The organism is Rhizobium sp. BK529 (genome assembly GCF_014194105.1).
Lineage (GTDB): Bacteria > Pseudomonadota > Alphaproteobacteria > Rhizobiales > Rhizobiaceae > Rhizobium.
Genome location: NZ_JACIAU010000002.1, coordinates 62,727 through 87,849, shown reverse-complemented (window position 1 = coordinate 87,849; position 25,123 = coordinate 62,727). Strand labels below are relative to the sequence as shown.

Annotated in this window: 20 protein-coding genes; 7 read left to right on the top strand and 13 right to left on the bottom strand. The window is 59.5% G+C overall.

Features of this window, described 5'->3' with window-relative positions:
* Window positions 1-113: 113 nt before the first annotated feature.
* Complete coding sequence (locus tag FHX08_RS17545) at window positions 114-1,790, bottom strand: response regulator (RefSeq protein WP_132654519.1); 1,677 nt, start codon at window positions 1,788-1,790, stop codon at window positions 114-116.
* Window positions 1,791-1,800: 10 nt separating this feature from the next.
* Window positions 1,801-8,103, bottom strand: a complete 6,303-nt coding sequence (locus FHX08_RS17540) for a HAMP domain-containing protein (RefSeq protein ID WP_132654517.1) — start codon at window positions 8,101-8,103, stop codon at window positions 1,801-1,803.
* A gap of 548 nt (window positions 8,104-8,651) precedes the next feature.
* Here FHX08_RS17540 and FHX08_RS17535 point away from each other — a divergent pair.
* Complete coding sequence (locus FHX08_RS17535; protein WP_132654515.1) at window positions 8,652-8,924, top strand: usg protein; 273 nt, start codon at window positions 8,652-8,654, stop codon at window positions 8,922-8,924.
* A 98-nt stretch (window positions 8,925-9,022) separates the two neighbouring features.
* Window positions 9,023-9,313, top strand: coding sequence for a hypothetical protein (locus tag FHX08_RS17530; protein ID WP_132654513.1), 291 nt, complete (start codon window positions 9,023-9,025; stop codon window positions 9,311-9,313).
* Window positions 9,314-9,486: 173 nt separating this feature from the next.
* On the opposite strand, the gene FHX08_RS32050 is transcribed toward FHX08_RS17530, so the two are convergent.
* Complete coding sequence (locus tag FHX08_RS32050; protein ID WP_409527408.1) at window positions 9,487-9,669, bottom strand: DUF3606 domain-containing protein; 183 nt, start codon at window positions 9,667-9,669, stop codon at window positions 9,487-9,489.
* Between FHX08_RS32050 and FHX08_RS31480 the strand changes: the two genes are divergently transcribed.
* Window positions 9,659-9,883 (top strand): hypothetical protein, encoded by a 225-nt coding sequence (locus tag FHX08_RS31480; protein ID WP_165911917.1) that lies wholly within the window; start codon window positions 9,659-9,661, stop codon window positions 9,881-9,883. The genes FHX08_RS32050 and FHX08_RS31480 overlap by 11 nt on opposite strands.
* 337 nt (window positions 9,884-10,220) lie before the next feature.
* Here FHX08_RS31480 and FHX08_RS17520 read toward each other — a convergent pair whose 3' ends face one another.
* From FHX08_RS17520 to FHX08_RS17510, 3 genes are all read right to left on the bottom strand, one after another.
* Window positions 10,221-10,625, bottom strand: a complete 405-nt coding sequence (locus tag FHX08_RS17520) for a GFA family protein (RefSeq protein WP_132654511.1) — start codon at window positions 10,623-10,625, stop codon at window positions 10,221-10,223.
* A gap of 248 nt (window positions 10,626-10,873) precedes the next feature.
* Window positions 10,874-11,038, bottom strand: coding sequence for a hypothetical protein (locus FHX08_RS17515; protein ID WP_165911916.1), 165 nt, complete (start codon window positions 11,036-11,038; stop codon window positions 10,874-10,876).
* A 294-nt stretch (window positions 11,039-11,332) separates the two neighbouring features.
* On the bottom strand, window positions 11,333-13,375 hold the full coding sequence (locus FHX08_RS17510; RefSeq protein ID WP_132654509.1) for an NADH:flavin oxidoreductase: 2,043 nt from the start codon (window positions 13,373-13,375) through the stop codon (window positions 11,333-11,335).
* 227 nt (window positions 13,376-13,602) lie between these two features.
* On the opposite strand from FHX08_RS17510, the gene FHX08_RS17505 reads away from it, so the two are divergent.
* Together FHX08_RS17505 and FHX08_RS17500 are read left to right on the top strand one after the other, a co-directional pair.
* Window positions 13,603-14,262 (top strand): DUF1007 family protein, encoded by a 660-nt coding sequence (locus FHX08_RS17505; protein WP_132654507.1) that lies wholly within the window; start codon window positions 13,603-13,605, stop codon window positions 14,260-14,262.
* Between the two features lie 105 nt (window positions 14,263-14,367).
* Window positions 14,368-15,360, top strand: coding sequence for a hypothetical protein (locus tag FHX08_RS17500; RefSeq protein WP_132654505.1), 993 nt, complete (start codon window positions 14,368-14,370; stop codon window positions 15,358-15,360).
* Window positions 15,361-15,470: 110 nt separating this feature from the next.
* On the opposite strand, the gene FHX08_RS17495 is transcribed toward FHX08_RS17500, so the two are convergent.
* The 7 genes from FHX08_RS17495 to FHX08_RS17465 form a co-directional block, all read right to left on the bottom strand.
* Window positions 15,471-15,863 carry a response regulator gene (locus tag FHX08_RS17495; protein WP_132654503.1) on the bottom strand — a complete coding sequence of 131 codons (393 nt, stop codon included), beginning with the start codon at window positions 15,861-15,863 and terminating at the stop codon, window positions 15,471-15,473.
* A gap of 200 nt (window positions 15,864-16,063) precedes the next feature.
* Window positions 16,064-16,381 (bottom strand): putative quinol monooxygenase, encoded by a 318-nt coding sequence (locus tag FHX08_RS17490; RefSeq protein ID WP_132654501.1) that lies wholly within the window; start codon window positions 16,379-16,381, stop codon window positions 16,064-16,066.
* 2 nt (window positions 16,382-16,383) lie between these two features.
* Window positions 16,384-17,319: an ABC transporter permease gene (locus FHX08_RS17485; RefSeq protein WP_132654499.1), complete on the bottom strand. Its 936-nt coding sequence runs from the start codon at window positions 17,317-17,319 to the stop codon at window positions 16,384-16,386.
* Complete coding sequence (locus tag FHX08_RS17480; protein WP_132654497.1) at window positions 17,312-18,886, bottom strand: sugar ABC transporter ATP-binding protein; 1,575 nt, start codon at window positions 18,884-18,886, stop codon at window positions 17,312-17,314. Before FHX08_RS17480 ends, FHX08_RS17485 begins: the two co-directional genes overlap by 8 nt.
* Window positions 18,883-20,049, bottom strand: coding sequence for a Gfo/Idh/MocA family protein (locus FHX08_RS17475; protein ID WP_132654495.1), 1,167 nt, complete (start codon window positions 20,047-20,049; stop codon window positions 18,883-18,885). Before FHX08_RS17475 ends, FHX08_RS17480 begins: the two co-directional genes overlap by 4 nt.
* Window positions 20,050-20,133: 84 nt before the next feature.
* Complete coding sequence (locus FHX08_RS17470) at window positions 20,134-21,252, bottom strand: substrate-binding domain-containing protein (protein WP_132654493.1); 1,119 nt, start codon at window positions 21,250-21,252, stop codon at window positions 20,134-20,136.
* 42 nt (window positions 21,253-21,294) lie between these two features.
* Complete coding sequence (locus FHX08_RS17465; RefSeq protein ID WP_132654491.1) at window positions 21,295-22,107, bottom strand: sugar phosphate isomerase/epimerase family protein; 813 nt, start codon at window positions 22,105-22,107, stop codon at window positions 21,295-21,297.
* A 260-nt stretch (window positions 22,108-22,367) separates the two neighbouring features.
* Here FHX08_RS17465 and FHX08_RS17460 point away from each other — a divergent pair, with 260 nt between their 5' ends.
* Both FHX08_RS17460 and FHX08_RS17455 read left to right on the top strand, forming a co-directional pair.
* Window positions 22,368-23,654, top strand: a complete 1,287-nt coding sequence (locus FHX08_RS17460; RefSeq protein WP_246698337.1) for an ROK family protein — start codon at window positions 22,368-22,370, stop codon at window positions 23,652-23,654.
* Complete coding sequence (locus tag FHX08_RS17455; RefSeq protein ID WP_132654487.1) at window positions 23,651-24,655, top strand: substrate-binding domain-containing protein; 1,005 nt, start codon at window positions 23,651-23,653, stop codon at window positions 24,653-24,655. Before FHX08_RS17460 ends, FHX08_RS17455 begins: the two co-directional genes overlap by 4 nt.
* The last annotated feature ends 468 nt before the right edge of the window (window positions 24,656-25,123 follow it).

The following is a 25,123-nucleotide window of genomic DNA, read 5'->3' as shown; positions in this document are numbered from 1 at the left end:
AGCACTCCCTGCGCAGCAGCTTTATGCGGTCAGCCCCCCGCGGTTTGCCACGCCTTGCTTTCGGTCATCTTTTCCCGCCAGGAGCGCTCCTGCAGCTGCTCTCACCCGACCATTCAAGCTATGGCGGCCCTCTCACGAAGCGCACGATCAACTGCCATTCGTAATTGCTCCTGAGTGAATGGTTTCGTCATCCGCAACATACCGTAATGGGTTAGATCCTCCTGGAGATCAGCATAACCGGACGCAAGAATAACGGGAATGCCGGGATAGGACGTATAAATATGACGGGCCAGGTCGGCGCCTGTCATTCCCGGCATTGCGTGGTCGGTCAGCACGAGATCGCACGGATTATCATCTGCCAACAGAAGCATCGCCTGAGAAGCCGAAGCAGCCTCAATCGTGCGATGTCCCAAATCCTCCAGCATCGCGATCGTGCCTAGCCTGACGAGCGCGTCGTCATCGACCACGAGAACCGTAAGCTGGGCGGAGGTCGGTGAGACTGGTTGCGCAGCATTCTCGGGCGCTATCGGCAACACCTCCTCGACCGGTTCAGTTACAGGCAACCAAATGGAAACAGTCGTGCCTGATCCCTTACGGCTGAATAGCTGGAGCAGCCCCCCAGACTGGGCTGCCAATCCATGAACCATAGACAGGCCGAGGCCAGTCCCCTTCCCGATCCCTTTGGTTGTGAAGAAGGGCTCGGTTGCCCGAGAAAGGGTCACCTCGTCCATGCCTTCGCCGGTGTCGGATACTGAGATGCGCAAGTACCTGCCTCCCTTTAGCGAAGAAGGAAGGTCGTCATCAGCAACGGCAGCCTCCACCCTTACGCTGCCGCCGAACTCCATGGCATCTCGAGCATTGATGAATAAATTGAGCAAACCGAGCTCGAGCTGGTTGCGGTCGATCAGGATCAACGGCAGCGAAAATGGAATCTTCTTTTGGATGGCAATACGAGGTCCCACGGCCTTGCTCAAAAGGTCTTCTATACCATCGAAGAGGCTCGCGAAGTCGATTGCCTCGGGCTTTAGATCCTGCCGGCGCGCGAATGACAGAAGCCGTTGCGTCAAAGCCGCGCCACGCTCTGCGGCCTGAAGAGCGTTGGCGATGAGACGCTCGCTTCGCTCGTCGTCAGGTATTCGCTTTTTCAACAGATTGAGGCTTCCGAGGATAGCCATCAGGAGATTGTTGAAATCATGCGCCACCCCACCAGTCAGTTGCCCGATCGTATCGAGCTTTTGGGCTTCAAACAGCTGCGCAAGCGCCTCTTCCCGCTCGTGTGTCTTTTGCTCGATCCGCTGCTCGAGCTCGTCGTTCAGCTGACGCAGTTGCGCCGACGATGCCTCGAGCTCGGCCGTACGCTGGTGCACCCGCGCCTCGAGGTCTGCATTCAGACGCTCGAGCTCCCGTGTTTTGCGGTAAAGATCAGCGAAGACCCTGACTTTGGCGCGCAGGACCTCCGGAACGATCGGAACCGAGACGTAATCGACGGCGCCGGCCTCGTATCCGCGCAACCGGTCGGGCTCCGCCATCATGACGGCAGAGACGAAAATGATCGCGGTATTCTGAAAGCGCGGATGCTCTCTGATCATGCTCACGAGCTCGAACCCGTCCTGTTCGGGCATGCAGACGTCGACCAGGATGACCGCGATTTCGTTGCGCAACAGATGCTCAAGCGCCTCTCGGCCGGATTGCGCCTTGATAAGGTTCTCTCCGAGTTCTTGGAGGACGACCTCGTAACTCAAGAGTTTCGCCGGCTGGTCATCCACCAAAAGGATATTGACTGGATTCATGACCAGATCCTCAGCGATGCAGCCACATGCGGAGCGCCGACAGGAGTTGCTCCGTGTTGACCGGCTTGGCGAGATAGTCCGATGCACCGGCTTCCAGACATTTTTCCCGGTCGCCCTTCATCGCCTTGGCGGTTAGCGCCAGGATCGGCAGCCGTTGAAATCTGGGATCCGCCCGAATGATCTTCATTGTTTCATAGCCGTCCATGCCTGGCATCATGATATCCATCAGGACGATCGCCACCGACGGCTGGCTATTGATCACCTCGATCGCCTCGTTGCCTGTCGTCGCAGTGAGTATTTTCATGCCGCGTCGTTCCAGCACGCTGCTGAGCGCAAAGATGTTACGTGCGTCATCGTCGACCAGCAGAACCGTTTCACCCAAGAGGTTCTCATCGGAGCTGTGCAGTTCTTCCAGCATTGCCTGCTTGGCGGCCGGCATGTCGGCGACGACGCGATGCAGAAAGAGCGCCGTCTCATCCAGCAGGCGTTCGGGCGACTCCACCCCTTTGACCACAACGCTGCGAGCCATGCTGTGGAGCCGTGTGTCTTCCTCGGGAGAAAGTTCGCGACCCGTAAATACGACAACCGGCACCTCACCGATCTCGTGGTCGTCACGCATCCGTTCCAGCACGTCAAATCCCGACATATCGGGCAGTGACAAATCGAGCACGACGCAATCAACAGGCTCCGCCCTGAGGGCCGCGAGCGCCTCCGACCCTGAGCCGACGCTTGCAATGTCAACGTCTTCATTGCCGAGAAGTGCCGTAACGCTAATCCGCTCGGCCTCGTCGTCTTCAACAAGAAGAAGACGCTTGCGCCGCTGCCGCGTATAGGATCTCAATCGCGACAAAGCCGTGACGAGTCCTTCAGGCGTCGTCGGCTTGGTCATGAACGCGAACGCACCTTGCGTCAGCCCATGCTGTCGGTCCTCGTCGAGACTGATGATCTGCACGGGGATATGCCTTGTCTGAGCGTTCTGTTTGAGCTGGCTCAATACCGACCATCCCAGCATGTCGGGAAGGAAAATGTCGAGCGAGACAGCGGTCGGTTTGTATTGCTGCGCCAAAGCAAGGGCGTCGGCGCCGCGCGACGCGACCAGCACCTTGAAGCCGCTGTCGCGTGCCAGGTCCACCAGAACCCGCGCATAATGAGGATCGTCCTCCACAATCAGAAGAACCATGTCGTTCGGCGCAATGTGGTCCCGGTCATCGTCCACATGCTCACCGGATTTTTCAGCGCGCCGGGTTGCAGCGGCTTCTGCAAGCTGCACGACATTGCTCGTGCTTGGAAGTTCCGTCCGGGCGACCCCGCCGCCCACATAGGTCAAAGGAAGGTAGAGGACGAAGGTACTTCCCACGCCGGGCGCGCTGCGGAGTTGGATCTCGCCTCCGAGCAGGTTCGCAAGCTCTCGACTGATGGCTAGACCAAGTCCCGTGCCGCCATACTTGCGGCTCGTCGAAGCATCGGCCTGCTGGAAGGCTTCAAAAATGATGCGCTGCTTCTCGGGCGGGATACCGATGCCCGTATCTGCGACCTCAAACGCTATGACGGACGGCGCGTGCTTCAGCGATTGATGATCCGCAGACCATCCGCCTTTCACGACGTTCACGCGAAGCGTTACCCCTCCCTCGGCAGTAAACTTGAACGCATTCGATAGCAGGTTCTTCAGTATCTGCTGAAGTCTCTTGGAATCGGTGATGATACTCTTGGCGACATCGTCTCCGACCTCTACTCCAAATGTGAGGCCGCGATTGTCCGCCTCGTGGCGGAATGGCCGCGCCATCACTTCGAGCAGGCTTCGGATGAAGATTTCCTCTGCATCGACAGAGACTGTGCCTGATTCGATCTTCGACAGGTCGAGGATGTCGCTGATGAGGTTGAGCAGATCGGTGCCCGCCCCATGGATGGTCTTGGCGAACTCTACCTGTTTGCTCGACAGATTCCCCTCCGGATTGTCGCCGAGCTGTTGCCCGAGGATCAGGATGGAGTTGAGCGGTGTGCGAAGCTCGTGCGACATGTTGGCGAGGAATTCGGACTTGTATTTTGAAGTCAGCGCAAGCTCAGCTGCTTTCTCCTCAAGCGCCCGGCGGGCCCGCTCGATTTCCTGGTTCTTCGCTTCGACCTCGACATTGCGTTCTTCGAGCTGCTGGGCCTTCTGCTCGAGCTGCTCGTTCGTCTGCTGAAGTTCGCGCTGCTGGGCCTGCAGCTCGGCAGCGAGTTGCTGCGACTGTTTGAGGAGGCCTTCTGTCTGCATCGTCGCCTCGATTGAATTGAGGACGATGCCGATGGAGGTCGTCAACTGGTCGAGGAACGATACCTGCAGCTCCGAGAAACTGCCTGCGGACGCAAGTTCGATCACCGCCTTGACCTGCCCCTCGAAGTGGACGGGAAGGACGATGGCGCTCCTCGGCAGGGTCGAAAACACGCCCGAACTTATTGGAACGACGTTGTCGGGCAGGTTCGTGATCAGGATGCGGCGAGCGTCGCTTGCGCATTGTCCGACCAGTCCCTGACCGAATTCGAGGCGGTCCGGGTGCGCGGCCTCGATCCCTTGCGCATAGACCGAGAGCAACGAGAGCATCGGCCGAGACCCGTCAACGTCGTCCACCTGGTAGATGACGCCCTGATGGGCCCCTACCAGCGGAGCAAGTTCCGAAAGCAGCATTTTTCCGACCCGCGTGAGGTCGCGCTGGCCCTGCAGCATGTTCGTGAACCGGGCCAGATTGGTCTTCAGCCAGTCCTGCTCCGTGTTGCGCTCCGTTGTCAGGCGCAGGTTGTCGATCATCGTATTGATGTTGTCCTTCAACTCCGCCACCTCACCGCGTGCCTCGACCTGGATCGAACGGGTCAGATCCCCCTTGGTGACTGCGGTGGCGACCTCGGCGATCGCGCGAACCTGCGTAGTGAGATTAGCAGCCAGAAGGTTGACGTTGCCGGTGAGATCTTTCCAGGTGCCGGCGGTGCCTGGCACGTTCGCCTGCCCGCCGAGGCGACCTTCGACCCCCACCTCGCGCGCCACCGTCGTCACCTGGTCGGCAAAAGTGGCGAGCGTATTGGTCATGTTGTTGATGGTTACGGCAAGTGCTGCGACTTCGCCCTTGGAGGCGACGGTGAGATTCTGCTTGAGATCGCCATTCGCAACGGCCGTCACGACCTTGACGATGCCGCGCACCTGTTCGGTCAGGTTTGCGGCCATGACGTTGACGGTATCCGTCAGGTCCTTCCAGGTGCCGGCGACGCCAGGCACCTGCGCCTGACCGCCGAGCTTGCCTTCGGTGCCGACTTCACGCGCGACGCGGGTCACTTCGCCGGCAAATGCGTTCAACTGGTCCACCATCGTGTTGATGGTGTTCTTGAGCTCGAGAATTTCGCCTTTGACGTCGACGGTGATTTTGCGCGACAGGTCGCCTCGCGCGACGGCAGTCGTCACTTCCGCGATATTGCGCACCTGGGTCGTCAGATTGGCGGCAAGCAAGTTGACGTTGTCAGTCAAGTCCTTCCAGGTGCCGGCGACGCCAGGAACGACGGCCTGTCCTCCGAGCCGGCCGTCGGTGCCGACTTCGCGCGCCACGCGCGTCACTTCGCCTGCGAAGGACCGCAGCTGATCGACCATCGTGTTGAGCGTGTCCTTGAGGAGCAGGATTTCCCCGCGCACGTCAACGGTGATCTTGCGCGACAGGTCGCCATTAGCAATTGCGGTGGCGACCTCGGCTATATTGCGCACCTGCGCGGTGAGGTTGCCGGCCATGGAGTTGACGCTGTCGGTCAGGTCCTTCCACGTCCCGGCGACACCGGGTACCTGCGCCTGGCCACCAAGTTTGCCCTCCGTCCCGACTTCCCGGGCAACGCGCGTCACTTCGCCGGCAAAGGCATTCAGTTGGTCGACCATCGTATTGATGGTATTCTTGAGCTCGAGGATTTCGCCTTTCACGTCGACCGTGATTTTACGCGACAGGTCACCTCGCGCCACCGCCGTCGTCACTTCCGCAATGTTACGCACCTGGCCAGTCAGGTTCGACGCCATCGAATTGACGTTTTCCGTCAAATCCTTCCAGGTGCCGGCAACACCCGGCACCTGGGCCTGGCCGCCGAGCTTGCCTTCCGTGCCCACCTCGCGTGCCACGCGGGTCACTTCCGAGGCGAACCGGTTGAGCTGGTCCACCATGGTATTCAAGGTTTCCTTGAGCTCCAGGATTTCGCCGGACACGGTCACGGTGATTTTTTTCGACAGATCGCCGTTGGCGATCGCTGTCGAGACTTCAGCGATGTTGCGCACCTGCGCGGTCAGGTTACCGGCCATGAAATTCACGCTGTCGGTCAAGTCCTTCCAGGTGCCTGCAACACCAAGGACGTTCGCCTGGCCACCGAGCCGGCCTTCCGTGCCGACCTCGCGTGCGACGCGCGTCACCTCGCCGGCAAAACCGTTCAGCTGATCGACCATCGTATTGATGGTTTCCTTCAGTCCAAGGATCTCGCCCGAAACCGTGACGGTGATCTTCTTCGACAGGTCTCCCTGTGCAACCGCGGTGGCGACCTCTGCGATATTGCGCACCTGCGCCGTGAGGTTGGATGCCATCGAGTTGACTGAATCCGTCAGGTCCTTCCACGTGCCGGCGACGCCGCGTACATTTGCCTGTCCGCCGAGCTGCCCCTCCGTCCCGACTTCGCGCGCGACACGCGTGACCTCGGACGCAAACGCGTTCAGCTGGTCGACCATCGTATTGATCGTTTCCTTCAGTTCCAGAATCTCGCCCTTGACGTCGACGGTGATCTTTTTGGACAGGTCGCCGTTGGCGATCGCGGTCGAGACCTCGGCAATGTTACGGACCTGGGATGTGAGGTTACCCGCCATCGAGTTGACGTTTTCGGTTAGGTCTTTCCAAGTGCCCGCAACGCCCGTGACGTTGGCCTGCCCGCCGAGCCGGCCTTCCGTACCGACCTCGCGGGCGACGCGCGTCACTTCCGACGCAAAGGCGTTCAGCTGGTCGACCATCGTGTTGATCGTTTCCTTGAGCTCGAGGATTTCGCCCGAAACGGTCACGGTAATCTTCTTCGACAAGTCGCCGTTGGCGATCGCGGTCGAGACCTCGGCAATATTGCGGACCTGGGCGGTGAGGTTCGATGCCATCGAATTGACGTTATCGGTCAAGTCCTTCCATGTGCCCGCCACCCCTGGCACCTGGGCCTGCCCGCCGAGGCGACCTTCCGTTCCGACCTCGCGGGCGACGCGCGTCACCTCGCCGGCAAAACCGTTCAACTGGTCGACCATCGTATTGATGGTCTCCTTCAGTTCCAGTATTTCGCCCGAGACGTTCACGGTGATCTTGCGGGAAAGGTCACCGCGCGCCACAGCGGTCGTGACCTGGGCGATGTTTCGCACCTGGGCCGTCAAGTTTCCGCACATAGCGTTGACCGAGTCAGTCAAATCCTTCCAGGTGCCAGCGACGCCCGGCACCAGCGCTTGACCACCGAGTTTGCCTTCCGTTCCGACCTCGCGGGCGACGCGGGTGACTTCGGAGGCGAACGAGCGGAGCTGGTCCACCATTGTGTTGATGGCCTCCTTGAGCTGCAGGATTTCGCCGCGAACGTCGACAGTGATCTTCTTGGAAAGGTCGCCATTCGCCACCGCGATGGTGACGTCGGCAATGTTTCGCACCTGGGCTGTCAGGTTCGAGGCCATTGAATTGACACTCTCAGTCAAGTCCTTCCAGACGCCGGTCACCTCCCGCACCTGGGCTTGTCCTCCGAGCTTACCATCAGTGCCGACCTCGCGAGCCACGCGGGTGACTTCGGAGGTGAAGACGCTGAGCTGTTTGATCATCGTGTTGACGATATCGGCGGAGCGCAGAAACTCTCCTTTCAGCGGCCGGCCATCGACATCAAGCGGCACCGTCTGCAGAAGATCGCCTTTGGCGACGGCAGTAATCGTGCGGGTGACGGCGGTCGTCGGCCAGAGAAGATCTGCGATCAACTGGTTGATCGATCCTTCCATATCCGACCACGATCCATCCGAGAGACCAAATCGGACCCGTGTACTTGTCTGCCCGTCCCGGCCGACGACCTGGCCAACATGCTCCAGTTGCTGCGCCATTCGCTGGTTGGCTGCTATGATGTCGTTGAGCGCATCGGCGACCTTTCCCGTCACACCTGTCAGGTCCGACCGCATTCGAACCGAGAAATCCCCGCGGCGAACTGCCGAAAGGATCTCTAGTAGCGCACCTGCCTCGCGAGCCTCGATCCCGCTCGCCGGAGGCTCTTTTTCATCGACGCTCGCATACTGGTCACGCTCTCGCTCAGCGGTTTGATTGCTCATGGAATTTTCCCTTCAACGATGACGAAGATCTAGAGCGGCGCCTTCAAATTGCCACGGTCCGAGTGACCCTCGCTCGGTGGAAATTCTGCCGGAACACCATTGCGCCGACTTCGAGAGTGCAAATCTTAAGGGCAATGACGAGACGACCGCTTTTGAGCGGCTGGGGTCGCCTCAGACGGCCCATGACCTCTAGGAGGCGACGGCTGGCGCATTCATGGCGACTTCAGCACGGCGTTGCGGGGTGCTGTTGGAACAGCCACCCGCGTCCACCTCATTGCCGACGCCTCGCCGCAACAGGTGATGTTGTTCGCCTAGCCGGACCGGATGACCAGTTAGTGCGTGGGCAAAGTCTCGGTCGAGCGGCTTGCGCGAACGACTTGGCTTTCGGCATTTTGATTTCACGAAGGGAACAAAAAAGCAGCACATACGCTATGCTGCTGCTAACATCCTGGAACGGAACAACAAACGAGTATTCTACGTTTGACAAAAGCATTGATGGCCGCAGATTTTGCGCCGCCTTCGACGTGACATGGAACGGAGATGAACGCATGGAATTTTCATCGGATCTGGAACGACAGCTGAATGGCTACGGGCTAACCACCGCACATATCCTCTACCGCATTCCCGATTTCGAATCCGTGCTGCAGACATATGTCTGGCAGGATTATGACCTGGCTCCCGATTTTCCCGAGATGCATAGGTTTCTCGATTTCTGGCAGTCCAATCTGGACGGCCCGCTGCATTCCGTCCGATATACCCATCAGCGCCTGATCGGGCCGAACGAATGGCGCCGTGTGGACGGTGAGTTCAAGTTGCATTGAGGTCTTGAAACGGAATTTTCCCCTTCCTAGCTCTTTGCGTGACGGGGGTTCCGGCGAACTCGTTCACTATCGCACGTCTATTCGGAGTGAGATTGAGAATGGAAGAGAAGATCAAAATCATCAAAGATCTTAGCATCGAGGAACGCGAAGAGATCTTTGTCGATATCGCGCGTATCCTAGAAGGAACCGCACGCGAAGCCTTTGTCGAAGGCGACCGACGCTTTGCCGCGCTTTCTGCCAACATGGCCGAGGCGATCCGTATCAATGCCGACGAGTTGGCCCGTGACGATGTACGGAACGCTGAGCGCGTGCTGCAGCAGGCGTCCACGATGATCTCGCATTTCAACGCGGTGCATCCCTATCGCATGATGAGCCACGCGCTCCACTAGGTGCGTCGCATCTATGCGGCAGGCAAGCGCGGCATGGTTTTCGGCGGGCAGCTCAAGCTCCACGGCAAACCGGCGTTGCGGCGCAACGTCGGTCACCTCGGCACAGAGACAGCCGTCAGGATCGTGAAGGCTTGCAGGCATTCAAGTGCATCAAAAACGCGCCGCGGCGGCCCTTACGACCGGAACCGGTCGAATGCGATCATTCTGACACGCGCGGCCAGTTTCCGCGTCGGCCTTCTTGCAAGCGCCGGCGCTCTTTTGACAGGCTCCTTCCTGCCCTCCCATCTCACCTCATGGCTCTGCCCGCCTGCGACGCGTCCACGATCCTGGGCGCGGCCGCGGGAGGTGGTCGCCATACCTCCTGTCGATAACATCCAGCAAAAATGGACGTCGATTGGAGAAGTCCCCGCCGAACGAGGGCGCCAGGCACTCCTCGCAGATGCCGCAGCCGTCCTCATCCATGGTGGATTGCGGCCGGCCGCAACACAGGCAAAGGATGCCGTCTCCGAGGCAGCCCTCGCGCTCCGGCGGCAGGATTTCGATATCGTGCGTGACGATTACTTCGGCTGACTGGTCTTCCATCTCGAGTGCTCCAGTTCTCCCTTTTATGAGATGGTGAATCCTGTGCACCGGAACAAGATGTCGTGAGTTCCATGAAGAACTCAGCACATATTGCGACATCTCTCGGGATTGTTCGATCCGTGCGTAAAACAAAGTCAAATCCGCTCGGCCCTCTTTCCGGCGCTCGAAGAATTCACATCATCGTCGTTCGTTCCGGATACCCAGGCTGTACGACCGTGCAAACTAGATCACGACGGCGGCTTCTCCACAACCCGCAGGAATCCATCTCTGCCCTACCTCCACAAGCATGAGCCGCGCTTCGCGCAACAGGAACGGCGAAAGCTTCTCAGTCGCCGTCGTGTCGTGGCAACGCTCGAAGGTCCTGAACCCATGGAAGTTCAGACGAACACCAAAACTGCGCCCGTGGCTTGAGATCCCGCCGTTGATTTATTGTTCCGAGGCGTATACCAACCCGGTCGGCGTCCTTCAGCTCGCCGGTCGTGTAGATCGGCGACCCGCAGTTGGAGCAGAAGTATTGCATTCTTCGACGACCGTTGTCGGCGATCTTAACATAGAGCTTCGGCTCTCCGGCCATGATGTGGAATCTCTCGCGCGGCGCGCTCACCGTGACGCGATATGCGGCGCCAGTCAGCCTTTGACAGTCCGTACAATGGCAGATCGCCACTGCGCCGGGGTCGATGTTGGCCTCATATCTAACTTGCCCGCACTGACACTGGCCATCGATGTGCATGCCCTGTCTCCTTCCGCAACAGTCTCTTGAGATAGCGGTGGAAGCAGCTAGTGCAAGAAGGATTTTGCGGCCATTTCTTCGAACTCTGCCATTCATCGAAAACAGCGATGCCTATCGTAAGCTGCTCGCCCGCGCAGATTGACGGATCGATAACGTCACCGACGTTTGCGAATCTGTCTGTACCATTGGTGAACTGCAGCTCTCATCCCCACATGGCAGCACCGCTCGAGCGTGCGACATCCGTTGAGTTAGTGGTTTCGCCCATTTTTGCTGCGGGTCGCCTTCAGTCTGCTCTCCGCTTCACGGATTGCCTCGTCGATCAACTCGACCACTCTGCCGAGTGTCGGGCTCTTCTCGGCAATCGGCCTGGCAGACTTCAGATATCGAAGAACACGCTCCAATCGTTCCGACATGGTATCTCCATCAGAAATGGAAACCTGGTCGGATTGTAACATTTCCCGATATTGCCGAGACCCTATGCTTTCGATGGTGGTGCCGAGATCATGGGTCTACTATCTCGGCAGGGGCATTCCCATGAATGGGAGCTATGTCTGCCCGCAGTCCAAGGTGAGGTCATCATCTGCAGAATTTTCCGGCGCCCTCCGCCCGCCCGGCCGCACCAGCGACCAGGCGATATCGATGATGTCGTCACGCGAGCTTCGTAACCCGTCCAATCGCCGAACAAAAGCAAGGCAATCGCGAAGACCTCAAAACAACGAACATAATCTCAGAGCGTCATAAATAGCGGCGTGGATGTTGCGGCTCGAAATCGCATCACCGATCCGCACGAGATCGAAGCGTCCCTGATTACCGAGCTTCGGCAGGGCCGCCCGACGATTGATCAGGGCGGCATAATCAACGGTTCCAAGATTTCGCGAAAGGGGTTTCAGCTCGCGATAGAGACCATCATTGGGAAGCGTGCCATGCTCGACAACGACCTGGGAAACGCGTCGCTCCCACTGCGCGCCGTCTGCAAAATCCGATCCGAGCACAGCGACAAGGACGTTGCCGTTGCGCCGCACAGATTTGAGGCGCGTGTTGATGGTAACCCTGACATTGTGTTCTGCGAAGGTTCGGGCGTAGGGCACGTGGTTCATGCCTCCCAACTCGGGCGCGAAAAACCGCTCGGGCGATACGAGTTCGAGCTCGGCGCCGCTTCTAGCGATCACTTCGGCGGCCGACATGCCCGGATGTCCACCGTTATCATCGAAAAGCAGGACCGCGTCCGCAATCCTGACGCCGCCTGAAAGGATATCCCATGAGGAGGTCACGAGTTCATCGCCGGCATCGAGTTCGGGTTGTTGCGCAATGCCTCCGGTCGCAATGACAACGAGGTCGGGTTCAAGGCCGAGAACATCACCTGCCTCCGCATAGACATCATAGTGCATGTTGACACCCAGCCGCTCCAACTCCGATAGCCGCCAATCGATGATGCCTATCATCTCCTTGCGCCGGGGATTGCGGATGAGAAGATTGACCTGTCCGCCTGCCCTTCCGGTCGCTTCCAGAACATCCACTGCATGCCCACGTTCCGCAAGCACGCGTGCGGCCTCAAGACCGGCCGGTCCGGCACCGACCACGACGGCCTTGCGACGGAGAGGCGCCTTGGCAATCTCATGCGGGATCTGCCCTTCGCGACCAGTCGCGGCATTATGAATACACAGCGCCTCTCCGCCTTCATAGATCCGGTCGAGACAGTAGGTAGCGCCAACACAGGGTCGGATGCGCGCCTCCTCGCCAGCCACGATCTTGCGCACGATATGCGGGTCGGCGATATGGGCGCGTGTCATACCGACCATGTCGAGCTTTCCCTCGGCGATCGCATGACGGGCTGTCGCCACGTCGCCGATGCGCCCGGCATGAAAGACCGGGAACCTGGTTGCCGCCCTCACCTCGCCGGCAAAGTCCAGATGGGGAGCAGATGCCATGCCCTGAATCGGAATGACCTCGTTGAGTGCGGCATCGTGGTCGATATGACCGCGAATGATGTTCAGGAAATCGATGTCACCGGATCGCGCAAATCGTGAGGCGATTTCCACGCCTTCCTCGCGTGTCAATCCCTTCTCCCAGTCCTCATCTGCGACGAGACGCATGCCGACAATGAAATCTGGCCCGACCGCCTCGCGGATCGCCTGTGTGACCATGACGGAAAAGCGCATGCGGTTGTCGAGCGACCCGCCGAATTCATCTTCACGCCGATTGGTCGCCGGCGACCAGAAACTATCCAGTAGATGTCCATAGGCCTCGATCTCGATGCCGTCGAGGCCGGCTTCCTGCATGCGCTGTGCAGCGCTCGCATAGTCGGCAACGATACGCTTTATGTCCCAGTCTTCGGCCTCTTTCGGAAAGGCACGGTGCGCCGGTTCGCGGATCGGCGAAGCCGACAGCACCGGCAGCCAATCGCCCCGGCTCCAGCCCGTACGCCGACCGAGATGCGTGAGCTGAATCATGACCGCCGTACCGTATTCGTGACAATCGTCGGCGAGTCTCTTCAGCCAGGGCACGATCTCGTCTCGATAGGCATGGAGATTGCCGAAGGACGGCGGGGAATCGGACGAGACGACCGCCGATCCCGCTGTCATCGTGAGCGCAATACCGCCTTTCGCCTTTTCCCTGTGATAGAGCCGGTAGCGATCCGTCGGCATGCCATTTTCGGAGTAGGCCGGCTCATGAGCGGTCGACATGACGCGGTTTTTCAACGTCAGATGCTTGAGTTGAAACGGCTGCAGAAGGGGGTCTTTGGAGGACATGTCCGCACTCGTTGCGTGGGTGGGAGTGGCAATCGAACCACTATTCTGACCTATGCCGGCTGAAATGACGATCCGATCGGCGTCGCTTTCTAGCCGACGTGCGCCCGTCGGCTACAGCTGAGGTCGACGAGGTGCGATCAGTTGTTATAAACTGACGCAGCTTTCGCCGCTGGGCCTGCAAGCAGATCGAACTTAAATCGGGCGCAATTTCAGCTGATTCACGTTAAATGACCTCCAGGGCCTCTGCACGCCGAACCTCTCGAGCAATTCTGGTTGCCGCCGTAGCGATGCCCGCTGTTGCCTTGGCGCATCCCCATATCTTCGTGGATGCCAAGTTCGAGGCAGTGGCGGGCGCCGACGGAGGCTTGAGCGAAGTGCGCGACGTTTGGCATTTCGACGAGGTTTTCTCCTCGTCCGTGCTTCTCGATTTCGACAAGAATGGCAATTCGACCCTTGATCCACCCGAGCTTGCCGCCGTCGCCAAGACGGTTCAAAAATCGCTCGCGCAGTATAATTACTACACCAGTATCACAATCGGCGGCAAAGCCGTTACGCTCGAGAAACCGGAGGTTATGCACGCAGCTTATGAAGACGGAATGCTGACCCTGTCTTTCGTGCAGAAGCCGACTGTTAAAACTCCCTTGAAGGGGCTGATCGTTTTCGGGGTCTACGACCCCACGCTGTATACCGCTCTCGATTTCGCTGATGACAGCGATTTGAAGACGACGGGGACGGGCTTCGATCGCTGCACGCGCAAGATCGTCAGGCCCGATTCGAAGGAAATTCTCGCGGAAAACCAGGCGATGCTGACCACCCTGTTCTTCAATGACCCAACCGGTACGGATTATTCGCAACTCGTTGCCACGCGATTAGAGGTGCGCTGTTAAGCCTTTCGAAACCATGATGCATGAGCGTATTCGTGGATTGCCGGTCATACGCGGTTCCGTGGCCCGCTCGCCGCAAATCCTTTATGCTTTTCAGGAGGAACTCCAGTGATATCCGGATCTCGGCTTGTAACCATAGTCAGGTCTTTTGCTATCTTCGGCATCGCGTCAGCATCGGCACATGCTGCGACCGCCGAGCGAGCGCCCCAAGTTCCGGACTGGCTTAGCGCCCACGTCGGCGAAGGCAACGGCCAGATCGCCCTTCCCGTCCTGCAGCGGGCGCGCGCCCTTTATCTGTCGAAAGTCGCCGATGGGAAGGTGAAGAACTCCTGCTATTTCGCAATGGACGCCACCCGCCCGAACGATCTGACCGGCGGCGAGTCAGGCGGCCGTTTTTATATGATCTGCGAGGCTGATCAGACATTTCGGGTGATTTCGTCCGGCCATGGCAGCGGACGCAACCTGCCGGGCGTGGCAGACTTTTCCAACGGGCGCGAATGCGCGAAGAATTTCGGCAATGCGCTGGGTTCCAATCTGACGGCGGGCGGCGCCTATCTCACCAGCGAAATCAAAACCTCCTTTAAAGGTTACTATCGCTCCTCATCCGGTCAGCAGTCCTTTCTGACACGTTCCTTTGTGCAATTCGAGGGTATCGGAGAGACGGCAAATGCCAGAGAGCGTGCCATCGGGGGGCATCCGGCAGCTCTGGTTTCAGGCATATGCATGCAGAAGAAGCCAAATAGCCCCTATGCGAACAACCAGGGCTACGTGCCGCTTGGTAAATTCGTCAACTATGCCGGCGGCCGCAGCAACGGCTGCACAACCTGGTCTCCGGCAGAAGCTCCGCAGGTACTATCCGCCGTCAAGGACAATCCGACCACTCTCTACATCTATCCTGAATCCCGCGACATTCTGGCGATTTCAAAGGTCAAGTCCTCCAGCCAAGCTGGGCCTTATTGGAATGCTGCTTGCTTGAAGCAAATCGGTACACCTCGGTTCTGGAGCCAGGAAAAGCTTGGGCCGTTGATCGTCCGATACGAAAAGGACCATCCTGCTCCGCCGCCCAAGCCAATCCCGCTCTGCGAGGCGCAGTCGAACTGACGAACCTGCAAGCCGTTCTCATATCGGTCAGCGGCGGGGATTGGGCTTTGTCGACCGGGGTGACTTCAGGGATAATATCGACAGGCGAAGCCGCATCGGCTTGTCCGGTATCAAACGTAACGAGCCGTCTTTGATACTCGCTTCAAACGACACCGATCGGTCATCTCCCCGACCATCGCCGCGATCACGTCCATTCGGTAGGGCTTGGGAACGAAGACGGCGTCACCCGGCAGGTCCTCGGCCCGGAGACAATGTCCGCCCGACGTTATGATCACTGGCACGTTCACATGGATGGACGAGATCATCCTGGCGAGATCGAGCCCGCTGGGGCCTCCGGGCATGTCGACGTCCGTCACGACGGCGTCGATCCTCCGCTGCCCCAGGATGGCCACCGCCTCAAGGGCGTTTCCAGCCTCGATCACATCGTAGCCCTTGTCCGTGTCTGCGAGCACCATTCGGATGAGAAACTCGTCTTCGACGATGAGAACCGTACGCTGATACATGGCAGTCTCCGCTTCGTGGTCACGAGATGAACTCGCTTGTCCAGATTTAGATCGCCCTCGAAGCGGAGTATTTCCCGACATATTTAATAAAATGCGAACTTCTCGAGCAAGGCGTTCAGGGAGACGCGGTCTGGTTGCCGTCTACAGCGTTCGGTCGGCTCCATAGTTCTGTGACCTGATGCTCAATCAGTATTCCTCGATCATTGCTCGTCTCCTCCGCCCTTAAGCGAACTTATCATTCGCAAGTGCCGGATCGATATCGGTTCTCTGAGCATTCTATCGAGCTGGCTTAGCAGCGGCGCCAGATGCGGCATGTTCATATGGGCATCAAGGTCGGCTTGACTGGACCAGTTCTCATAGAAGACGAACGTGCATTCGTCTTCCTCGTCAACATGGAAATCATAGTTGATGCAGCCCGGCTCATTGCGCGTCGGCTCCACCTGGGCGGCCAGAAGCCTCTCCAGTTCGTCGCGCGTCTCCGGACGACTGACGACTGTTCCGATGATGGTGATGGTCATGATCAGCTCCGTTTCTGGCTGAGGGCGACCGCCAGGATGATAATGGCGCCGCGGGCAATCAGCTGCTGGCTGAATTCGAGACCCATTAGGATCAGGCCATTGTTGATAAGGCCGATCATCAATGCGCCGACGACCGTCCCGACGACCGTTCCCCTGCCCCCGAACAGGCTGGTGCCGCCGAGAACAGCTGCAGCGATCACCGAGAGTTCGTCGCCTTCGCCGAGCTGGAACCGTCCCGACTGCAGGCGCCCCGCATAAAGCATGCCGGCAAGCGCTGCAGCGCAGGACGAGATGACCAGAACCTTGAACTTGATGTCGCGGGTGTTGATGCCAGAATAGCGCGCTGCCATCTCGCCTCCCCCCGTCGCCAGAACTCGCCGCCCGAAGCCGGTACGGCGTAGGACGATGTGGCCGATTACGGCGAGAATGACCATCCAGAATAGCAGGACCGGGATACGGCCGATATTGCCGCCGCCGAAGAACCAGGAATAGCCGGGCGACAGGATCGGCACGGCCGCCGTCGCCGAGATCCACATGGCAATGCCCTTAGCGATCCCCATCATCGCGAGGGTCGTGAGGAAGGAGGGAATGCCGACGCGCGTCGTCAGCCATCCATTGAAGACGCCAACAGCGAGCCCTGTTCCAATGCCCGCCAGAATGCCTGCGAAAGGGCCGCCGACGGCAATCGCCATCGCGACCGTGACCGTCGCCAGACCTGCCACCGCGCCGATGGACAAGTCGATCTCTCCGGCCGACAGCACAAAGGTGATCGCGATTGCCATCACCGCGATCATCGCAGTCTGCCGGACGATGTTGAGCAGGTTGTTGATGTTGAGGAAGCCTTTGTCGTTCAGCGCGACCGCAAACACGATGAAGATGACGACGAAGCCGATATAGATGATGTTCTGGCGCCAGTTCGACAGGAAGGCGTTAGGCATTAGAAGTCTCCTGGAGCCTCAAGGCCCGCTGAATCTCGATTTGAAGGCGCTGTTCGGCGGCCTGGAGCCGGTGTGCTAGGTCCGTGACCGAGACGGATGGATCGTCGAAGGCCTCGCGCGGCAGATCCTGATGGACGCGCCCGTCGGCCATGATGAGGATCCGGTCGCATGCGGTCAGCAGTTCCGACAATTCGGATGAGATCATGATGATGGCTTTGCCTGCGCCTGCGAGTTCGCGGACAAGCCGGATGATCTCGGCCTTGGAGCCGATATCAATGCCGGCGGTCGGCTCGTCCAGGATCAGGATATCGGGATCGGTCGCCAGCCATTTGCCGATGACCACCTTTTGCTGGTTACCGCCAGACAGCGTCGAAACCGCGTGCTCGCGGCTTGCCGTCTTGACCGCCAGCCGCCGGATCTGCTCGTCAGTGAGTTTCCGTTCGGCTGCTGCATCCATGAAGCCAAGCCGCGACAACCGTGAGATCATCGACATCGCCATGTTCGAGGAGACGGAATGGGCAGGGATGACACCCTGCGTAGCGCGCGCTTCCGGAACGAGCGCCAGTCCGGCGTCGATCGCCTGCGTTGGAGTCCTGATGGAAACGGTCGAACCCTTGACGCGGATGGTGCCGCGCCGCGCCGGATCAATGCCGGCAAGAAGGCGGGCGAGCGAGGATCGGCCAGAACCCAGCAAACCTGCCAATCCCAGAACCTCGCCGCGATGCAGCCTGAAGGATATGTCCCGCGGCTTATCAATGCCGCTGACGTCAGCAAGCTCCAGAACCGCGTCTCCGTAGGTGGATGTCCCACGCACTACGTCGGACAGTCCCATGGAACGCCGGCCGACAATATGCTCGATCATCGTATCGATGGGCAGTTCGCTGATCGGCGCCGTGATCACATGCCGGCCATCGCGCAGAATCGTGGCGCGATCGGAAATGCGAGCGATCTCGTCCATGCGATGGCTGACGTAGATGATCGCGACTCCCCTGCCCTTGAGCTTTCTCAGGAAGGCGAAGAGCCGCTCGACATCCGAAACCGCAAGCGCAGTCGACGGCTCGTCGAGAACCAGGATCTTGGCATCCTGCGAAATTGCCTTGGCGATCTCGGTCAGCTGTTTCTGCCCCGCGCCTAGATCGGCGACGGTTGCGCGCGGATCGACAGACACTTCCAGCATCGCAAAGAGCTCGGCCGCCTTGCGTTCCGCCTCGCTGTCGTCAATCAGACCCATGCCGTTGCGGCTTTCGCGCGTCAGGAAAATGTTCTGTGCCACGGTCAATGTCGGTATCAGGCTCATTTCCTGATAATTCATCGCAATGCCGGCCGCACGCGACTCTTCAGGCGTATGGGCGCTGAGAGCACGGCCTGCCACCACGATCATTCCGCTATCGGGCCTGTGCACGCCGTTGAGGATCTTGAGGATGGTGGATTTTCCCGCGCCATTGCCGCCGAGAAGTGCGTGGACCTCGCCAGGCAGAAGTTCGAAATCGACACCTTCAAGGGCGCGCACGCCACCGAAGGCCTTCGAAATCCCGGTCATCCGGACCGCGGACAAGCCGCTGTTCATCCCACCTTCTCCCAGGTTCCGCTTTCACCGGAGCGCAGAAAAGCATCGGCCACGAGTTCCGTCAGCAGGCCATCTTCGAAGTTCGGGCTCGGCTGTCGGCCCTTGGCAATAGCGGAGAAGAAGTCGTAGCATTCGACGATCTTCGTCTCCGAATAGCCGATACCGAGGCCGGGGATCGGCCAGAGGCCACCGCCATAGGGATGGGCCGGGCCGGTATAGACCGTTCTAAATCCGCGCGCATCGGCCGGGTCGTCGGCAAACATGACCTGCAGTTCGTCGCGACGTTCATAATTGAAGTGGATCGATCCTCTGGTGCCGTGGATCTCGAGGGTTATGAAGTTGTTGCGGCCATAGGCGTTGCGCGTGGCTTCCAAACTGCCGATCGCGCCATTTGAAAACTTCAGCATCGACACCACTTCGTCGTCTACATCGACCTCGCCACGTTCAGCATCGGTCGCCTTTTCCGCCGCACCCAGCTTGTCGATGCCGCCCTGCTGCAGGGGCCGCGTTTTGTTGTAGGTCGATGTCAGGGCGATAACTTCTGCGATCGGGCCGACGAGGTAATGCGCGAGATCGACGACATGGGTGCCGATGTCGCCAACCGTGCCTGAGCCGGCGATTTTCTTCTGGAAACGCCAGGAAAGCGGCGAATCTGGATCGGCCGACCAATCCTGCAGATAGGTGCCACGGAAATTCAGGATGCGGCCGATACGGCCTTCCTCGATATATTTCCTGGCCAGCGCTACGGCCGGCGTGCGCCGATAGTTGAAGGCCACCATGTTGATCACGCCGGCTTTCTTGGCGGCGTCTGCCATGGCGCGCGCCTCGTCCACCGTGCGGGCGAGCGGCTTCTCGCAGATGATGTGCTTGCCGGCCTTTGCTGCTTCGATGGCAATTTCGGCGTGGACATTGTTTGGCGTGCAGATGTCCACGACATCGATATCGGGGCGGTTGACGACGGAACGCCAGTCCGAAGACGCTTCTTCGAAGCCAAATCGTTCGCGGGCCTCACCGGCCATGCCGTCGGTCACGTCAACCACCACCTTTCGATGGGGAATGGCCGGCGCGGGCCAGAAGAACATGGGCATCGACGCATAGGCCATGGCATGCGCCTTGCCCATGAAGCCACCGCCGATCATGGCGACGTTCATAAGTTTCGTCATCTATCTCTCTCCTGAATACTGGCGCACAGGCGCCACGTCGTTGTCACGACCGGTGCGGAGGAAACCTCCGCACCGCCAGTCCGACTATTGCCCGAGGCTGGTCTCGATATTGGCCGTCGCTTCGGTGGAGTAGACGCTCTTCCAGGCGTCGAGCAGGTTGTCGCGCGTGACGGGAAGGGCCGGAAGAGCCACGAAGGCTGGTGCGTCCTTGCCGACAAGCGCGTAGCCCGCAAGCTTTGCCTCGACAACACCCGCATCGAACGGACGCTGTGCGCCGAGACCCTTGACGAAGCTGCCCTGTGCCATGGAAATCGCGACGTTCTCGCCGAGATCGATCGTGGTGATGACGAGATCGTCACGACCGGCGTTGCGAGCTGCGGCAATCACGCCTTCGGCCGGTACGTCCCAGACGGCCCAAATGCCTTTAACGTTAGGATTTGACGTCAGAATTGCGGAAGCCGCCTTCTCTGCGTCACCGGAGAAATCCGGTCCGCCAATGCCCTGCTCGGCAACAATCTTGATCTTCGGATAATCTGAAGCGATGGTTGCCTTGAAAGCGTCGTAGCGCTGTTTCGTGACGAAGAAGTCGGCTGCGTGGAAGACTACGCCGATCTCGCCTTCGCCATTCAGAGCTTTCGCCATCAGATGAGCGGAGGCGACGCCATTGCCGTAATTGTCGGCGGAGACGACGGACACGTAGTCGGTTCCTGCCTTGAAACCTGCCGGAACGTTGTCCATGAACACGAGCTTGGCGCCGGCGTCGGCGGCAGCCTTATAGGCCTTCGCGGTCGCTGTCGGGTCGGTCGGGATCGAAACGATGATATTAGGCTTCTGCGCCATGATCGTTTCCAGATCGGCCACCTGCTTTTCCGGTTTGAAGCCCGCATCGGTGACGGCGATGACTTTGATGCCCATAGCCTTGAATTGCGTCTGCAGACCGTTGATCTGGGCCCGCGACCAGTCGTTGCCGCCATAATGCATAACGATGGCGGCCGTCGCGTTCAGCGACTTGATCTTGCCGAGATCTTCATCCGAGAGTTTGATATCCGCTGCAGGCGACGGGCTTTCGCCCGAGGGACCTTTCGATAAAACGGTTTCCTGCAGCTTTGCCAGCGCCGAGTCCGGATCGGCAAAAACCGGGCCGCTCAGGCCGATCGTCAAAAGGGCGGCGGCACCACATATCAGCATGCGTCTATTGATCATGTTCTCCTCCCAGAGTTTGGGGCCTGTGCCCGATCGTGGCCCTCAGGCCGATTTGAGATAGGTGATGCTGGCCGTTGCGCCCTCCAGCGGATCGGCCCAGGCATCGAGTTCTGTGCAGACCCAGCCATTGAAGTCGACATCGCGCATAGCGGCTATGATCTCGTCGGTCGGGACATCGCCGCGATCAAGTGGCGTGAACGCGAACGGGTCCCTCTGAAATCCCTTCAGGTGGATGTAGCTGATGCGGGAAGCGTGGTCGCGGATGAGCTTGGCAGGATCGCCGCCAGCGGCAGCGAGATGCGCTGTGTCAGGGCAGAAATCGATCGAGGTCATGGAGAATATCTTTGCCACCTCATCCGGACCCTCGACGATCGTCGACAGGTGGGGGTGATAGTGGGCGCGAAGACCCCTGCTATCGGCGATTTCCTTGACGCGATCGAGTGCCGCGGCGAGCTTGTGATAGTCGGGTTCACGCACGCCATCGAAGCGTTTTGCTCCGCCGCCAACGACAAGATGGGGAGCGCCGAGCTCGGCAGCCCGGTCGGCAGCACGCGTCACGCGCGCCAGCTCTTCAGGCAAAATGTCGTCGAAGATGAAGTTGCCACCGGCATAAGTCGCAACGAGCGCCAGTCCGTTATCTGCGAGGAGTGATCGCATCTCCCCGGCCCTGAAATCGAGGAGGTTTCCGTCGAAGAGTTCGACGCCTTCATAGCCAGCGCTGGCGATATCGTGGAATGCGCGGCGCATGTCGCCGAACGTGCGGTAGCTAAGCTGGGTGATGGACGTCACGCCGGCGGCGCTGCCACCAAGGTCTCCCCAGCAGTTCGCATGATATGCAAGCTTGAAATCCGTCATCCCTATTCCTCCCGATGCCAGCGATGCGACGAGGAATATGCGTAGAAAAAACGGATGTCAACCATATATCAACAAAACTTAGCATACTTTTGCTGATTTAATACAAAAGTTTGTTGTTGCACGCCTTAAAAGGGCGATCTATCAAGTTGCTCGACTAACTTCATAAGGAAGGCTGGATGTCCTCTATGGCAGACTTGGACGCCGGCGCGGCAGTACGAAAAAAGGGCCGTCCCAGGACATCCGAGACGGCGGCGCCAAGCTTGGTTGAAATTCTCAACCTGGTCCGCACGGAGCGCTCGACGACCCGTCAGGAGATCGAACGCGAGAGCGAGCTTGGCCGCGCCATTGTCTCCGACCGTCTTGGAACGTTGATCGATTTGGCCCTTGTCGATGAGAGCGAGCTCGGCGCCGCAACTGGTGGGCGCGCACCGCGTCTGGTTCGCTTTTCCGCCGATCGCGCCAACATCCTGGTCGCAACGCTTGATCAGACGGCGTTGGGGGTAGGAATTGCGAATCTTTCGGGGCGGCTCATCATGGAGCATCATGAAGAGGCGGACCTAACCGAGCCGGTATCCAGCCTGTGCGACCGCCTGACCTCCTTGTTTCGCTGGATCGTGGAACGTCAGGGCGATCAGCATGACCTCTGGGGGATATCTATTTCCACCCCCGGAGCCGTTGCCGATGGAAGCGAAACGTCCTTTCAGCTTTCGACACCTCCCGCCTTACCTGGTTGGGAGCGCTTTCCGATCGTCGAACGCCTCGTCGAAACCTTTGACGCGCCAGTTTGGCTGCGTTCCAGTGTCGAGACGATGACCATGGGTGAATTGCGCGCCGGTGCCGGCATCGGCCATAAAACGATGCTCGTCATCAAGGTCGGAAAACGCATCGGCGCTGGACTGGTCAGCGACGGCAGCTTGTTTCGCGGCGCGCAAGGGGCCGCAGGCTTGATCGGCTCCGTTCCTGTCAGCATCGGCGACAGAATCGGTACGCTCGAAGGAATGGCAGGATCGGATGCAATCGCCGAGGAAGGTCGGCGCGCAGCCGAACGAGGTCAAAGCCCGATCATTGCGGATCTTATTCGCCGCGGCCAACAGATCACCGCGATTGAAGTTGCCCAGGCGGCACAAATGGGCGATCGCGGCGCAATCGACATCCTCTCGCAAAGTGGCCGGTTGATCGGACAAGTCGTCGCCACGCTGGCAAATATGCTGAACCCTGAGATCATCGTTCTCTCAGGCTCGATCGCTCAGACGAACGACATTCTTCTCGCCGCCGCCCGCGAGGCAATTTACGGTGCCTGCCACCCCCTCGTCAGCCGCGACCTGCAGATCATCCGATCGCAGATGGGTAGCTCGTCAGGCCTGGTCGGCGCCGCGATCACAGCCGCCGAAGGCCTGTTTGCACCGTCGACCTTGCGGGAATGGATCATGGCGGGCCGACCGCAGGCCCACCCTCTCTTTGTCGATCTGAAAAGACGGATCTCTGCGAAAAAGACCAGCGGGGCCGAAGCACCTCACCCGCCTGAAACGAAAAAGGGGAAGCGATGACAATCACCGGTCTCGGACCCCATGGAGAGCGTGCGGCAGCACCCGAACGTGTCCTCCTCTTGCCGGAAGACGTGGCGCGCGCAAGAGCTGAAGGGCTCCGGGTCGCAATCGTCCTCCACACGACGTCCAGCGACTGGGCAAAGCAACTTCTTGCCGGCCTTGTCGGCACGCTTGGCGCTTGTGGGGTCGTTGTTATCGACGTCGCCGACTGCGCCTTTGCGCCGGATGCGCAGATCCAGGCGCTTGACCGGCTCGTCCGCGACCGGCCGGATGCAATCATTTCCCTGCCCGTCGCCAATGCCAAAGTCGCGGAAGCGCACAAGCGTGTTGCAGCCGCCGGCATCAAACTCGTACTGCTCGACAACGTGCCAACAGGCCTCTTGCCGAACAAGGACTACGTCTCACTCATTTCCGCCGATAATTTCGGGCTTGGCAAAATGGCTGCGGAGAGCTTGTCCCCCCATCTGCCTGAGGGGGCACAAGTAGGTGTGCTCGGCTACGACGCCGACTTCTTCGCGACAAACGAGCGGGAAATCGCCTTCGTCAAATGGATGGGGATCAATCGCCCGGACATGAAGATTACGATCCGCCGGTTCTCGGCCCTGTCAGACGCAGCATCCGTCACCGAAGCGCTTCTGAAGCAGGTCCCCGAGCTCGACGGTCTCTTTGTGGTCTGGGATACGCCGGCCACCGCGGCAGCCAAGGCCACTGTGAAAACCGGAATGACAATTCCGATCGCGACCATCGATCTTGGCCGAGAAGCGGCCATCGAGCTTGCCGCAGGCGGCCCCATCGTAGCGATCGCTGCCCAGCAACCCTTTCGGCAAGGCCAGATTGCGGCGTCGACGACGGTGACGGCGCTGCTCGGTCGGCTCCCACCGGCATGGGTGGCGCTACCGGGCGTGCCTGTCACGCCTGACAATGTCGTCGAGTCCTTCCAAACCGTCTGGCAGACCTCCGCACCGCGCGAGCTACTGCGTCGCAAGAAGCTGGTGCGATGAGTTTTGCGCGCCGCGCGGGTCACCGGCGGCGTCGGCCGATGCAGGCGCATCGCGACCCTCGCAACGCCGCGCCGGTTAGGGAGCCGCTGACAACAGCCGAGCTCTTTGCTCTTGATGAGATACGAACCGCCATAGCCCAATGGTGGTGAAGCCGTTCAAGCGAAAAACACGTCAGAACCAAATCGAAGCTTTGCCCCTTGAGCGCGCACCGAGGCGCATTCCGCCGGGCATGATGGCATCACTGAACAATAGTGCGGCGTCAGGATGTTGCTCCAGACGTTCCAGCGCCTCCCGACCGTTAGAGACGATCCCTCGAAAAATCTCAGATGGTATGTAGAGCTGGGCCGTTCGGGCCCGTCCGGCATACTGACCGACATGGAGAAGCATCGGCGACGTCTGAGACAGCATGTCGCCGGCAAGCCACGCGCGCTGCGTACCGGCTTGCCGACGTACGGGGCGAAAGCTTCG